The organism is Streptomyces sp. NBC_01384 (assembly GCF_045040035.1).
GTDB lineage: Bacteria > Actinomycetota > Actinomycetes > Streptomycetales > Streptomycetaceae > Streptomyces.
Genome location: NZ_CP109559.1, coordinates 1,069,767 through 1,083,455, shown reverse-complemented (window position 1 = coordinate 1,083,455; position 13,689 = coordinate 1,069,767). Strand labels below are relative to the sequence as shown.

Below are 13,689 nucleotides of genomic sequence, written 5' to 3'. Positions count from 1 at the left end.
GAGGCAGCCGTGGACGAGAGGCTTTCCGTGGGCGCCATGATGAACGGGGCGCCGTACTCGATCAGCGAGGACGAGACGCTGCTGATGGCCTGGGAGGTAGTCGAGCGGTCCGGGCAGCGTCATCTGCCGGTGGTCCGCCAGGACGGATGCTGCGCCGGTGTGCTGGACCGCGCTGAGCTTGCGGTCGCCTGCGCGGACCCCGCGGTGACACTGTCCCGCCGGAGGGTGCGCGACCTCGTGCACGGGCGCCGCACGGTCACGGTCCACCCCGAGGAATCGACGCTCCGCGCGGCAGCCGTGATGGCGGAGGAACAGCTGGACGCGCTGCCGGTCACCGACCCGCACGGACGACTGACCGGCCTGCTCACGGCGCAGGACTACGTGGCCGCCGCTGCTGGTCTGCACCGGCACACCGAGTCGGCGCAGGAGGCGCCGCACCGATGTGCCCCACTGCCCGGGCTGCCACCTCGTCGAAGGGAGCGGGAACGCGGCTTTCCCATTCCGTAGGGACTGGCAGGCTGCTCGGGGAGCGGATGGACGCAGCTCATGTCTTGCCATGAACCCGGCGTGGCGCTGCGGGTTCACGTCCTCGCGGGTACCGCGCCGACCCGTAGCCGGCTGCACCGGCGCGACGTCCGCCCGAGCATCCTCGCGCTCCTCGAGCGGCTGCCGCAGACGGCCGCTTTGGTCATGTCCGCCGCGTTCGAGGTGCTCGCGTGGAACGACCTCGCGGCCGCGCTCATGGAGGACTTTGCCGGGCTCGCCCCTAAGGACCGCAATCTCGCGCGCCGGGCATTCCTCGGGCCGGCGCGACCTGACACGACGCTGTACGGGATCTCCGACGCCGCCGAGGGAAGACGGTGTCACGTCGCGAGGTTGAAGCCCGGCAACTGGCTACAGCTCGGGGCGCACCTGTCGGCGCCGAAGCGACATGCCGCGTGGCGGTGGTGTCCGCGCAAAGGGCTGCCTGTCGTGCCTGTCGGGTGTCTGGCGGACGAGGAGGCCGCGTGGCACCGGCCGGGGCGGCACCACGCGGCTGGGGCGTGCAGATGGATCAGCCTTGTGCGGACAGGGGCTGCGCGGCAGGCTCCAGGTTCCTCTTCGGTCCGCGGGCGATTCCGGCGGCGAAGGCGGCGAAGGGGATGATGCCCAGCACGATGCTGATGCCCGTGCTGCCGCCGGTGACGAGGGTGAAGTTGGCCAGGACCAGCCAGAGGCTGGCCAGCAGACCCAGCACAGCCAGTACCGGCGCGATCCGGGTCTGCCAGACCTTGCCGCCGGCGAGGTGCGGGTTGCGGGCGAAGAAGACCACCACGGCGACGGAGGTGGTGGTCATGAGCAGGACCATGCCGACCGTGGATACTCCGGCCATCGAGCCGAACACGCCGACCAGCGGGTCCAGGCCGATCAGGGCGCAGGCACCGACCAGGACCAGCGCGGTTGCGGTCTGCACGAGGGAGGAGAAGGACGGCGAGCGGTGGCGCGGGTGGACGGTCCCCAGCCGTGCGGGCATGAGGCCCTTGCGGGCGAGGGTGAAGGTGTACCGCGCGATGACGTTGTGGAAGGACAGCACGCAGGCGAAGAGGCTGCTGAGCAGGAGCACCTGCATGACGTCCCGGAGCGTGGTGCCGACGTACGCCTGGGCGGTGTCCATGAGCATGTTGCCCTGGCCGGTGAGGGTCTTGTTGGCCACCGCGGAGGCGTCGTCGGTGCCTGCGGCCAGGACCAGAGCCCAGCAGGAGACCGTGTAGAAGACACCGATGATGAGAACGGCCAGGTAGGTGGCCCGGGGAATGGTCTTCTCGGGATTGCGGGCCTCGTCCCGGAAGACGGCCGTCGCCTCGAAGCCGATGAAGCCGGTGAGGGCGAACAGCACCGCGATGCCCAGCGGGCCGGAGAATGCCGCGTGCGGGGTGAAGGACTCGACGTTGACGCCGTGTGCCCCGCCCCGGGCGAAGATCACCGCGTCCAGGACCACCACCACGGCGATCTCCAGGACGAGCGCCACGCCGAGCACCTTGGAGCTGAGGTCGATGTGGCGGTAGCCCAGGAAGGCCACGATCCCGGCGGCGGTCAGCGCCCATGCCCACCAGGGCAGGGACGGGCCGCCGAAGTTCCGCAGCACGTCGTTCACGGCCCATCCCATGTAGCCGTATACGGCGACCTGGATCGCCGTATACGCGACGAGTGCGACGGCGGCCGTCCCCACGCCGACCCGGTTCCCGAGACCACGGGCGGCGTACGCGTAGAAAGCGCCGGCCTCCGGGACGTGCGGGGTCATGGTGACGAAGCCGACCGCGAAGATCAGCAGGACCAGCGAGGCGATCGCGAATCCGACCGGTGCCCCGGCGCCCGGTCCGCTGCCGATGGCCAGCGGGACATTGCCGCCGATCACCGTGAGGGGCGCGGCGGCGGCGATCACCATGAACACGATGGCGCCGGTGCCGAGCCGCCCCGACAGGTTCACGGGGGCCTGGGGTCTGGCGGATTTTTCCGTGGAGAGATCGTTCAGCATGTGCGGTCCTTTGCGAGCGGTGCAGCGGTGCGATGGAGGCCGGAAGCCGGGGGGGAGGCGTAGAGATCCGGCCGTCGGTCAGCGAGGTAGGGGTTGACCTCGCGGGCTTCACGGACCGTGCGTGCGTCCACGGTTGCGAAGATCAGGTGGTTGCCGTGCCCGACGCTGTCCAGCACGTCTGCTGCCGGGCTGACGATGGAACTGCGGCCGACATAGCGCAGCGAGCCCTCGTCCCCGTCGTGGTTGATGTAGGCGATGTAGAGCTGGTTCTCCCAAGCGCGCACTCGCAGCAGGTGCTCCGCGATGAACTCGTACGGCTGCATCTGCGCGGTCGGAACCGCGACGAGGTCCGCTCCGGCCAGCGCGGCAGCTCGTACGCTCTCGGGGAACTCGACGTCGTAGCAGATCAGCATCGCGATCCGCAGATCCCGGTAGTCGACGAGGGTAGTCAGTTGGTCGCCGGGGGTGAAGTACGTCCGGTCGAGGTCACCAAACAGGTGGGTCTTGCGGTGGCGGCCGAGCACGGCTCCGGCCGGGTCAATGAAGAAGGCACTGTTGTAGTAACTGCCGGAGTCGTACTCCGGGGCGCCGGCCACGAGCGCGATTCCGCTGGCGCGGGCGATCTCCCGGGCGGGGGACAGCAGGTCGGTGCGGGCCAGGTCGTGGACGGCGCTGCCGATGTCGTAGCCCGTGAGGAACAGCTCAGTGGTGATCAGGAGCTCGGCGCCCTGGGCGTGGGCCTCGCGGCAGGCCGCGTCCAGTTCACGGAGGTTGGCGTCGACGTCGCCCGGAGTTCCAGCGGTCTGCAGTCCAGCGATTTTCATTCAGGCGCCTTCAGGTCGGGCATCAGGGGCAACGCGGGCAATCCAAACATGCTCACTTTGATCAGGTAAAGAGCAGTTCGGATTCGATCGGGTAAAGAGGCGGATCGGATTCCGGTCTCAGGGCCCGCACGGCCGCGGCCGTCCAGGCCCTGTATGACCGACACCGGCCCGGTGCTTACCCTGGCTTGATGGCCTCCCAGAACGATGAGCGCGCACCCAGCCCCCTGACCACCGGCGCCCTCGCGGCGATCCGCCGCACCAGCGCGGTCGACACGGTCCGCGCGCGTATCTCCCTCGCCGTCGACCTGGGTCTGCTGACCCCCGGCGAGCGGCTCCCGAACGTCGAGGCCACGGCAGCCGCCCTGGGAGTCGGCCAGATCACCGTCCGCCGAGCCCTCACCGCCCTGGAACGCGAGGGCGTCGTCCAGCGCAGGTCCGGCCGTTCCGGAGGCACGTTCGTCGCCGACCGGCCCCGCCGCCGCACCGTGTCCCAGGTCGCCGCGTACCGGCAGGACAGCGAACGGGTGCACCGGCTGATCGATGAACGCATCGTGCTGGAAGTCGGCTTCGCCCACCTGGCCGCCGAGAGACTCGTCCAGGCGGGGCTCGACCAGCTGGACATCTGTATCAAGGAGATGGACGCGGCAGCGAGCTGGGCCGAGTTCCACACAGCGGACGAGCGCTTCCACACCGAAATCGCCCGTGGCGCAGGGGTGCCCTCGGCCCTTGAGATGTACCAGCGGGTGACGAAGGAGCTCTACCTGTACTTCCTGCCCTACCCGATGAGCTACCTGTGCCGGAGCAACGAGGAGCACAAGCGGATCAGGGCGGCCCTCAGCGCGCACGACGCCACACTGACCGCCCGTCTCCTCCAGGAGCATGTCGCAGAACTGCACCGCTCGATGTACGTCGGGCTCCCCCAGACCGCCGACCAGGACAACGGCGGCTGACACGACAGCCGGGACCCGTCCGGCGGAAACCGCCCACCCGCGCCGGCCCGCTCCAGGCTGCGTCCGGTCGGCCACAGCCAAACCGTAAGGACATGCGCCCCGGCGGACAGTTCGGCCGCCCGGTCGTCGTCGGGGCTCCGCTTGATGATGTGCCTCTGCTCGAGCGGAGCGTCCAGGTCCGTCCGCAGCATCTGGTCGATCAACGGCTGGTCAGCTTCCAGCCGTGTCCCGCGCGGTCACGGCCTCTTCCGAGGATCCGGCCAGACCGACTCCAACGCCGCTTTCACCGAGCGGAATCCGACACCGTGCTCGCGCAACAAGGCCCGGCGCGACATCCCCGCCCGGGTATCACGGCGGATCGCCGCGTACGGATCGACCTTGCACTTCGGTGGTACAAGCGCCCCCTCGCCACGCAGGCGAGCACTCCGATGCCCCCACCGCAAGGGCCCGGGAGCTACCAGGACTCACAGACATCGTCCTCCGGTGAAACTGGGTGTTCCCCGCTCTGAGCGGCAAGCTGTCAGCTCCCACATATCTTGTCCGTCGGCCCGCTGATGACGGCGGGGCGCTTCGTCCGAGGGGATGCCCAGGTAGTACATGTGCGTGCGGTCAGCGTGGTTACAGCGCAACCGGGGCGAGCCGCCCATAGCGGGCGGCTCGGAGGGTGCCCTCGACCAGGACGTGGTAGCTGTGGCCGAAGGAGTAACGCGCGACAGAGCGGGCCGTCGCCACGGTCGGCCCCAAATCGCGCTGTTATCCCTTAGGGCCTGGCGCTGGGCACTTCCCCGGCTCGACGATCCCGCGTGGTTCACGCGGACACTGGCGGCCTTTCTCGGCTGACCGCGTCGAGCAGCAGCTTCGCGGCCACCGTCGCCCCGTCGGTACGGATCGTGTCGGCCACGGCCCTCGCTCGTGCGCGGGTCTCGGGGGTCAGGGCCGCCTTGAGCGCGGCCGACAGGGACTCGAAGGTCGGAGTCGGTCCGTCGTGTGCCGCGCCGATGCCCAACTCGGCCACCCGGCCGGCCCAGTACGGCTGGTCCACGATCTGGGGTACGACCACCTGGGGCGCGCCGGCCCGGGCGGCCGTCGTCGTGGTGCCCGCGCCGCCGTGGTGCACGACGGCGGCCACCCGGCCGAACAGTGCCTGCTGGTTGACCTCGCCGACGGTGAAGCAGTCGTCCTGGTCGTCGATCAGGCCCAGGTCGGCCCAGCCTCGGGCGACGAGTACGCGGCGGCCCTGCGCGCGGACCGCCTCGATGGCCACCTGGGCGACGTCCGTCGACGCGTCCCCTCATCGCGCAGACACGGGTAGCCGACCGGCCCATCCCAGCCGACGGATTCCCCTCGGTGGGAGCGGTGCCTTCTGTGCCGGGCTACTACGAGGCTGTTTCCCACAGCGGCATCACGCTCGGGCCGGTGATCGGCCGGCTGCTTGCTTCGGAGATCCTCAGCGGGAAGAGGGACGAGATGCTTGCGGACTTCCGCCCGGAGCGGTTCCCCCAGTGACAGCATTGGGAGGCGCCAGTACCGAACAGGCAGGTGCGTCTCCGTGCGCCCGAATCAGGCTCGTGACCCGCGCCTCCGCGTCACGCGAGCGGGAAGACCGGACGGCTCCTCCACCTCTGCCGCTCAACTTCGGGGCGACCGGGCTTAGCCCCGGACTGCTTGCTCCTGCCGGTACAGCCATCCAGCACCCCCAGCGCGCTCAGACGCATGCCTTGGTTCGCTGAGACAGAAGCCCGAACGGCTCGGTTCGTTGAGAAAACGACTCGACTGAGTGATGTACGATCTCGCCGCTCGTTGCATAGGCAGCGTTCGCTGAACTGCGGTTCTTCCGCTGTCTCAGGACGGTGACACAGCCGCTCGGTCTCACGAACGTGGCATTTCCCTTTGGTCCTGGTCGGCCGGAGTCGGCGTACTGCATTTCCTGCGGTATGCCGCCGCGGCCGGGGCCTCGTGCGCTCCGCCGGCGCCCCGGAGGAAGCCTCCGAGGCACTGATGCGGTTGCCGGTCCGGGGTACCAGGACAGTTGGTCCAGGAGTCAGGTGGTGACGGATGTGTCATTTCCACGTGAGTCCTCGAGTCGGCAACCAGTAGTCGATGACGGCTGCCAGCTCGTCGCGATCGGTGAAGACGTGTCCGTTCATACCCATGGCCTGAGCGGCGCGTACGTTCTCCTCGCGGTCGTCGACGAAGAGGAAGTCGGTCGGGGCAGCCCGCATGGCGACGACGCAGTGATGGAAGGCTGCCGGGGCCGGCTTCGCCGCTTTGATCTTCCCGGAGAAGGCAACGTGGTCCAGATGGTGCAGCCAGGGTTGCGCGGCGAGGAAGGCGTCCGCGTGGTCCGAGGGGATGTTGGACAGCAAGGCGACCTCGGCGACGTCGCGGAGGGACTGGGCGTAGGCGACCATCCGGTCGTCGATGCGTGACCAGCTGTCGATGTCGGTGAGGCGCAGTTCCTCGATGGTGTCGGCGTCGACGGACAGGGACAGCCGTCGCAGTACGGCGGTCCAGTATTCGGGCGCGGACTGCTGACCGGCGTCGTAGGGCGGGCGGCAGGCCCAGTAGGCCGTGGTGAAGGCGTCGGTGGGTGTGTGACAGCGGGCGGCCATCTTTCCCAGGGCGCCTGGGCGTTGGTGGCGGGCGATGACCCCAAAGAGGTCGAACAGCACGATGCTGCGGTCGGTGGACATCGTCGTGGGTTCCTCCGGATCCCGAGGGGTGTTCAGCTGCTGCTTGCTGCCATCTCGCTCGTGCGGTCGGGTCCGGTGCGCAGGATTCCGGCGGCCACGGCGGTGGTCGCACACAGCAGGATCAGCAGTACGAAGGCGTGGTTCAGGGTGACGAGGTGGGTCAGCCAGCCGATGGCGGCGGGGCCGGCGAGCATGCCGACGTAGCCGAGCCCGGCGACGCGGGAGACATTGGCCCCTGCAGCGGAGGGGTCGGCGTGCCCGGCCGCGCTGAACAACTGCGGGACACAGCCGGACAGCCCCAGACCGAACAGCGCCCACCCTGCGAACGCGGCCCATATCCACGGGGAGACGGTCACGATCGTGATGCCGACGGCAGCCGTCGCCGCGCCGTGACGCAGGATCGCCATGGACCCGAACCGGTCGGCGAGGCGGTCGGCGAGCAGTCGGCCGATGGTCATGGTCGCCGCGAAGGTGCCGTACGCGAAGGCGGCAGTGCTCGCGGGTGCGCCGAGGACGTCCTTCAGGTGCAGCGCGCTCCAGTCGTTGGCGGCTCCCTCGCACAGCATGACCATCAGAGCCAGGGCGGCGAGGATCCAGATGCGCCTGCTGGTGCCGCGGTGCTCGGCGGCCGGCGCTTGCTCGGTCTCCCCCGCAGAGCCGGTGTCGGCAGCGGTGGGTGCGGTCGGCAGCAGGGCGTGTGCCGACACCAGGGCGATCGCGATGCCCAGGGCTCCCATGGCGGCCATGCCTGCGGCCGGGCTCAGGCCCGCGCTCGCCGTAGCCGCTCCGACGAGCGCGGCGAGGACGCCGCCGACCGAGAACGTGGCGTGGAAGGCCGACATGACGGGCCGGCCGTACGCCTTCTCCACGTGCACGGCGTGGGCGTTCATGCTCACGTCCAGGCAGCCGTTGCAGAATCCGAAGGCCAGCAGGGCACCTGCCAGCGTCCACGGCTCCCGGGGAAGGCCGGGCAGCACCAGGGCCGCGCTGCACAGCACGCCGGTGGCGGGAACGACGATGCGCGCCCCGAGAGAGTCAGTCAGACGCCCGGCCACCTGCATACCGATGAAGGCCCCCAGCCCCAGCAGCACCAGCAGTCCCCCGAGCGTCGCGTGAGTGATGCCCACGCGCTCCTCGATGGCGGGGATGTTCACCACCCAGGTGCCCATCAGAGTGCCGCACAGGCTGAAGTAGACAAAGGTCGCCACTCGGGCGGCTCGAAGCGAATCATTCATGACAGCCACCGTAACGAACATATTGTGCGGTTGAATACTGTCACTTCGCACACATTGAATGTTCGTTTCGTGTGGTGTTCAATCGCGGTATGAGCAACGCAGACCGGCACGGGATGATCGCGCAGGCCGTCAGAGAGACGGGAAGGATCACGGTCCAGGAACTCGCCGAACTGACCGGGGCCTCCGAGATGACCATCCGGCGCGACCTCGACGCGCTGGCCGCGCAAGGCGTCATTGAACGCGTCCGCGGAGGGGCGCGCACCCTGCTGCTCAGGGGCGAGGAGCCGCCCTTCGCGCTGCGTGCTCACGAGGCCGTCGATGCCAAGCGCCGCATCGCCGCCGAGGTGTCCTCGCTCATCGCCGACGGCGAGACCGTCCTCCTCGACAGCGGCACCACCTGCCTGGAGATCGCCCACCTGCTGCGCCGGCGGCCGATCACTGTGATGCCCCTGTCATTGCAGGCCATCCACGTACTTGGCGAGGGCCCGGGCCCGGCCACACTGATGGTGCCCGGCGGGCAGCCTCGGGCAGCCGAGGGAGCCCTCACCGGCCCCCTCACCCTCGCGTCCCTGGCGGCACTGCGCTTCGACACTGCCGTCATGGGCTGCTGCGGTCTCAGCGCAGCCCAGGGCCTGACCGCCTACGACCTCGACGACGCGGCCGTGAAGAAGGCCGGCATTGCCTCCACGCGCCGCATCATCGTCGCCGCCGACGGCAGCAAGCTCGGCCACACCGCCTACGCCTACGTCGGTCCCTCCACACTCCTGCACACCCTCGTCACCGACACCGCAGCACCTGTCGACGAGGTCACCGCGCTCGAAGGCACTGGCACCGTCGTCAAGGCCGTCTGACAAGACCGTCGGCCATCGGTCGTGAGATTTGGCCACGGGATGTGAGATCCCACAGCTGGTTGTGGGATCTCGCGGTTCATGTCCCTGGGCGCTGCTTTGACTTGCAGGTTCTCGGACTGTCTCACGTCGTGGCCAGGCACTCCTGTCTCAGGATGATGGGCATTTCCTGCTGGCCCACCTCATAGGACGAGGACTTCCGTCAGTGGTGGGCCGCGCACCATGTCGCCACGCTCAGCGTGGGCACGAAGGTTCTCGACCACCCGGTCGCCGGTGAGCTCTCCCTGGACTGGGACACCCTGACGGCCAGCACCGACCCCGACCAGCAGCTCGTCGTATGGACCGCCGAAGTCGGCTCTCCCACCCACGACGGCCTGCGGATCCTTGCCTCCTGGGCGGCCGACCAGCACCGCACCACCGCGGAACCCGCCGAATGAGCCTCCCGTGTAGTCAGTCCCGGCGGGTCTGCTGACCAGCGGCTTCCGGGGCAGGCGCAGGGCGTTCCGCTGGCTGCGGTGCGGTCATGTCGAGCAGGAGCAGGGCGTCGTGGTCGGGGGTGCCGGGTTCGGCGGTGTAGACACCGATCCGCTGGCCGGGAGTGCCTTCCACGTGCAGAGACTGCGAGGTGAGGGTGAGCGTACCGACCTGCGGGTGCTGGAAGCTCTTGTGAGCGGGCTTGCGCCCGGTCACCTCGTAGCGCTCCCAGAGACCGGCGAAGTCCGGGCTCTTGAGGAGGAGTTCGCCGACGAGGTTGGCGAGGTCGGGTGCGTCGGGGGCGGTGCCGGCGATGGCGCGCAGACGGGCGACGCAGGCGGTGATCTGACGGTCCCAGTCGGCGAACAGCTCGCGGGCCGCGGGGTGCAGGAACAGATAGCGTGCCAGGTTGCGCTGCTTTACGGGCCAGTCGTCCAAGCCCGCGTACAGGGCGAGACCACTCGGATTCCAGGCGAGCATGTCCATGCTGCGGCTGATCACGTAGGCCGGGTTCGGGCGCAGGGACTCGAGCAGCAGCTTGAGGTGGGGCCGCACGTTGCGGCTGGGCGCGGGCGGCGGCTCGGGGACGTAGCGGGCGGCGCGGGCGGCGAGCTCGCGCAGGTGCTGGTGCTCTTGGTCGTCCATGCGCAGGGCGCGGGCGAGAGAGTCGAGGACGGTGGGGCTGGGGCGGGTCTCCTTGCCGCGCTCCAGACGCACGTAGTAGTCGATGCTGATACCGGCCAGCGTGGCCAGCTCCTCGCGGCGCAGCCCCGGGGTGCGGCGGATTCCGGCGCCGACGGTGAGTCCGACGTGTTCGGGGCTGGTCTGGGTGCGGCGGGCGCGCAGGTAGCGGCCCAGCTCGGCGCCTTCGCTGTGCGCGCTCTCGGTTGCCATGACTCCAGTCTCACTCGCACATGACCTGGTGCGCAGGTGCGAGGGGGGCCCTGTCATTACCCCCGAAGAGCCCGCCCTGCCACACCGGCGCAATGCGGGCGAAGCTGAGTGAGCAAGACGCCGACACCCCGGATTCCCGTCGGTGGCCACCGCAGGCACGACCTGGCGGGCCGGGCGAGAGTGAAGGTGCCGGGCGACGCCACGATGCGAAGAGGACGGCATGCGTTACATCAAGCTGCGTGACCTGGAGGTTTCCCGGATCGGCCTGGGCGCGATGGGGATGTCCCACGGCTATACCGGCTCCGGCACGGACGACGCGGAGTCGATCAGGACCGTGCACCGCGCGCTGGAGCTCGGCGTCACGCTCATCGACACCGCCGAGATCTACGGCCCCTACACCAACGAGGAGCTGCTCGGGAAGGCGCTCAAGGGGCGGCGGGACCAGGTGGTGCTGGCCACCAAGTTCGGTCTCGTGTCCCACGGCGGTGAGGGTGCCTGGAACCTGGATTCCAGCCCGGTGAACATCCGTACCGCCGTGGAGGGTTCCCTGAAGCGGCTGGGCACCGACCACATCGACCTGTACTACCAGCACCGGGTGGACCCGAACACCCCCATCGAGGAGACCGCCGGCGCCGTCGGTGAGCTGATCGCCGAGGGCAAGGTGCGCGCCTTCGGCCTCTCGGAGGCGGGGCCGGACACCATCCGGCGCGCGCACGCCGTCCAGCCGGTCACCGCGGTGCAGTCCGAGTACTCCCTGTGGACCCGGGGCATCGAGGAGCGAGTGCTGCCCGTGCTGCGGGAGCTGAACATCGGCCTGGTGCCGTTCTCCCCGCTGGGCCGCGGTTTCCTGACGGGCACGGTCCGCTCCACCGATCAGTTCGAGGAGGGCGACTTCAGGCGCGACAACCCGCGCTTCACGGGCGAGAACTTCCGGCGCAACCTCGTCCTCGCCGACGAGGTCAAGGCCCTGGCCGCCGAGGTCGGCGCCACGCCCGCGCAGGTGGCCCTGGCCTGGCTGCTCGCCCGGGGCGACGACATCGCGCCGATCCCCGGCACCAAGCGCGTCAGCCGGGTCGAGGAGAACACCGCCGCCGACGCCGTCGCCCTGACCGCCGAGCAGCTCGACCAGCTCAGCAACATGCCGCCCGCCTCCGGCGACACCCACACCGAGGCCCAAGCCCGGATGCTCGAACGCTGATCATCCCCACCGCCCAGCACGATCCCTGTTTGGAGTAGTCCCTCTTATGCGTGCAGCAGTGATGTACGGAGCCGCGGACGTCCGCGTCGAGGACCGGCCCGACCCGAAGATCAACCAGCCCACCGACGCCGTGGTCCGCGTCGTCGCCGCGTGCGTGTGCGGCAGCGACCTGTGGCCCTACCGGTCGATGCCCGCCACCGGGACGGGCCGCCCCATGGGGCACGAGTTCCTCGGCGTCATCGAGGAGACCGGCGCGGACGTGACCAGCCTCAAGGCAGGTGACCTGGTCGTCGCCCCGTTCACGTACAGCGACAGCACCTGTGACTACTGCGCCAGGGGCCTGCACATCTCGTGCCGCAACGGCGGCCGGTACGGCTTCGACGGCGTGGACGGCGGGCAGGGTGAAGCCGTCCGCGTCCCGCACGCGGACGGCACCCTGGTGAGGCTGCCGGTGGCCGCCGACTCCGCGCTGCTGCCGTCGCTGCTGGCTCTGTCGGACGTGATGACCACCGGCCACCACGGCGCGGTCACCGCGGGCGTCGGCCGCGGGGACGCGGTGCTGGTCGTCGGTGACGGCGCGGTCGGCCTGTGCGCGGTGATCGCCGCCCAGCGGCTGGGTGCCGAGCGGATCGTGCTCGCCGGCCGCCATGAGGCACGTACCGACCTGGGCCGCCACTTCGGGGCCACCGACGTGGTCGCCGCACGTGGTGAAGAGGGTGTCGCCCGCATCCGCGAGCTGACCGGCGGCGTGGACAAGGTCATCGAAGCTGTCGGCACCCGCCAGTCCCTGGACACCGCTCTCGGCGCGGTCCTGGACGGCGGCACCATCAGCCGCCTGGGCGTCCCGCAGTACGAGCAGGGTCCGATCGGCCCGGCCGAGTTCATGCGCAACATCACCCTGACCGGCGGCGCCGGCCCCGCACGCGCTTACATCGAGCAGCTCCTGCCCGATGTCCTGGACGGCACGATCGCTCCCGGCCGCGTATTCGACCAGGAATTCCCCCTCGATCAAGCACCGGATGCCTACCGGGCCATGGCCGACCGCCAGGTCCTCAAGGCCCTCATCCGCCCCTGACCCCCCGCCCGCACAGCTAAGGAACATCCCCATGCAGTACGTGACCTTGAACAACGGCGTCGAGATGCCGCTCCTCGGCTTCGGCGTCTACCAGATCCCCGCCGAGGACACCGAACGCGCCGCGTCCGACGCGCTCGCCGCCGGCTACCGGCTGCTGGACACCGCCGCCGCCTACGGCAACGAAGAGGCCGTGGGCCGCGCCATCAAGTCCAGTGGCATCGGGCGCGAGGACCTGTTCGTCACCACCAAGCTGTGGGTCCAGGACGCCCCCGCCCAGGACAACACCAAGCGCGCTTTCGAGACGTCGCTGGAGAAGCTGGGTCTGGACTACCTCGACCTCTATCTGATGCACCAGCCCTTCGGTGACGTCTACGGGCAGTGGCGCGCCATGGAGGCCCTCAACCGCGAGGGCCTCGCCAGGGCGATCGGTGTCGCCAACTTCTACCCCGACCGGCTGCTGGACCTGATCGTCAACAACGAGATCACCCCGGCGGTCAACCAGATCGAGACCCACCCGTTCTTCCAGCGCGCCGACTACCAGGACCTCATGCGCGAGCACGGCGTGCAGATCCAGTCCTGGGGCGGCTTCGCCGAGGGCAAGAACGACCTGTTCACCAACCCGCTGCTGGCCGAGATCGGCAAGGAGTACGGCAAGTCGGTCGCGCAGGTCGTGCTGCGCTGGCTCACCCAGCGGGGCGTCATCGCCATCCCCAAGTCGGTGCGCGCCGAGCGCATGGCGGAGAACATCGACGTCTTCGACTTCCAGCTCACCGACGAGCAGATGGCCCGGATCGCCACCCTCGACAGCGGTACCTCGCTGTTCTTCGACCACCACGACCCCGAGATCGTCGTCTGGCTGGCCAAGCGCCGCCTGGACGCCTGACCGCGTCCGTCCCTGGGGCGAGCGACAAGGCCGAGCAGCCGGCCGTCGCTCGCCCCTTTCCGTTTCCGGATCTCTCGCGAGGGGCCCATCTGTGAACCAG

General features: G+C 69.6%; 12 protein-coding genes and 3 pseudogenes. 9 read left to right on the top strand and 6 right to left on the bottom strand.

What is annotated here, in order from left to right; all coding sequences use genetic code 11:
• The first annotated feature begins 9 nt into the window (after nucleotides 1-9).
• Together OG747_RS04640 and OG747_RS04635 are read left to right on the top strand one after the other, a co-directional pair.
• Nucleotides 10-507: an HPP family protein gene (locus tag OG747_RS04640; RefSeq protein ID WP_405878012.1), complete on the top strand. Its 498-nt coding sequence runs from the start codon at nucleotides 10-12 to the stop codon at nucleotides 505-507.
• A 72-nt stretch (nucleotides 508-579) separates the two neighbouring features.
• Nucleotides 580-882, top strand: a pseudogene (locus OG747_RS04635) (transcriptional regulator); the annotation flags it as partial.
• 172 nt (nucleotides 883-1,054) lie between these two features.
• Here the strand turns inward: OG747_RS04635 and OG747_RS04630 are convergent.
• Nucleotides 1,055-2,515 (bottom strand): APC family permease, encoded by a 1,461-nt coding sequence (locus OG747_RS04630; protein ID WP_405878011.1) that lies wholly within the window; start codon nucleotides 2,513-2,515, stop codon nucleotides 1,055-1,057.
• Nucleotides 2,509-3,339 (bottom strand): carbon-nitrogen hydrolase family protein, encoded by an 831-nt coding sequence (locus tag OG747_RS04625; RefSeq protein ID WP_405878010.1) that lies wholly within the window; start codon nucleotides 3,337-3,339, stop codon nucleotides 2,509-2,511. Before OG747_RS04625 ends, OG747_RS04630 begins: the two co-directional genes overlap by 7 nt.
• A gap of 188 nt (nucleotides 3,340-3,527) precedes the next feature.
• On the opposite strand from OG747_RS04625, the gene OG747_RS04620 reads away from it, so the two are divergent.
• A complete protein-coding gene (locus OG747_RS04620) occupies nucleotides 3,528-4,289 on the top strand; it encodes a FadR/GntR family transcriptional regulator (RefSeq protein ID WP_405878009.1) in 762 nt (253 codons plus the stop codon).
• A gap of 808 nt (nucleotides 4,290-5,097) precedes the next feature.
• Here the strand turns inward: OG747_RS04620 and OG747_RS04615 are convergent.
• Nucleotides 5,098-5,571: pseudogene (locus OG747_RS04615) on the bottom strand (glycosyltransferase); the annotation flags it as partial.
• 74 nt (nucleotides 5,572-5,645) lie between these two features.
• Here OG747_RS04615 and OG747_RS04610 point away from each other — a divergent pair.
• Complete coding sequence (locus tag OG747_RS04610) at nucleotides 5,646-5,795, top strand: hypothetical protein (protein WP_405878008.1); 150 nt, start codon at nucleotides 5,646-5,648, stop codon at nucleotides 5,793-5,795.
• Nucleotides 5,796-6,349: 554 nt separating this feature from the next.
• On the opposite strand, the gene OG747_RS04605 is transcribed toward OG747_RS04610, so the two are convergent.
• Entirely contained in the window at nucleotides 6,350-6,982 is a 633-nt protein-coding gene (locus tag OG747_RS04605) for an HAD-IA family hydrolase (protein ID WP_405878007.1), read from the bottom strand.
• A gap of 32 nt (nucleotides 6,983-7,014) precedes the next feature.
• Nucleotides 7,015-8,217 carry an MFS transporter gene (locus tag OG747_RS04600; RefSeq protein WP_405878006.1) on the bottom strand — a complete coding sequence of 401 codons (1,203 nt, stop codon included), beginning with the start codon at nucleotides 8,215-8,217 and terminating at the stop codon, nucleotides 7,015-7,017.
• 89 nt (nucleotides 8,218-8,306) lie between these two features.
• Between OG747_RS04600 and OG747_RS04595 the strand changes: the two genes are divergently transcribed.
• Complete coding sequence (locus tag OG747_RS04595; protein WP_405878005.1) at nucleotides 8,307-9,068, top strand: DeoR/GlpR family DNA-binding transcription regulator; 762 nt, start codon at nucleotides 8,307-8,309, stop codon at nucleotides 9,066-9,068.
• A gap of 185 nt (nucleotides 9,069-9,253) precedes the next feature.
• Nucleotides 9,254-9,502, top strand: a pseudogene (locus tag OG747_RS04590) (transcriptional regulator); the annotation flags it as partial.
• 13 nt (nucleotides 9,503-9,515) lie between these two features.
• Here OG747_RS04590 and OG747_RS04585 read toward each other — a convergent pair.
• Entirely contained in the window at nucleotides 9,516-10,433 is a 918-nt protein-coding gene (locus OG747_RS04585) for a helix-turn-helix transcriptional regulator (protein WP_405878004.1), read from the bottom strand.
• 220 nt (nucleotides 10,434-10,653) lie between these two features.
• Here OG747_RS04585 and OG747_RS04580 point away from each other — a divergent pair, with 220 nt between their 5' ends.
• The 3 genes from OG747_RS04580 to OG747_RS04570 are packed head-to-tail and all read left to right on the top strand — an operon-like array spanning nucleotide 10,654 to nucleotide 13,589.
• A complete protein-coding gene (locus tag OG747_RS04580) occupies nucleotides 10,654-11,631 on the top strand; it encodes an aldo/keto reductase (RefSeq protein WP_405878003.1) in 978 nt (325 codons plus the stop codon).
• Nucleotides 11,632-11,677: 46 nt separating this feature from the next.
• A complete protein-coding gene (locus OG747_RS04575; protein WP_405878002.1) occupies nucleotides 11,678-12,706 on the top strand; it encodes a zinc-binding dehydrogenase in 1,029 nt (342 codons plus the stop codon).
• A gap of 31 nt (nucleotides 12,707-12,737) precedes the next feature.
• The gene (locus OG747_RS04570) at nucleotides 12,738-13,589 is read left to right on the top strand and encodes an aldo/keto reductase (protein WP_405878001.1); all 852 of its coding nucleotides are present in this window, start codon (nucleotides 12,738-12,740) and stop codon (nucleotides 13,587-13,589) included.
• The last annotated feature ends 100 nt before the right edge of the window (nucleotides 13,590-13,689 follow it).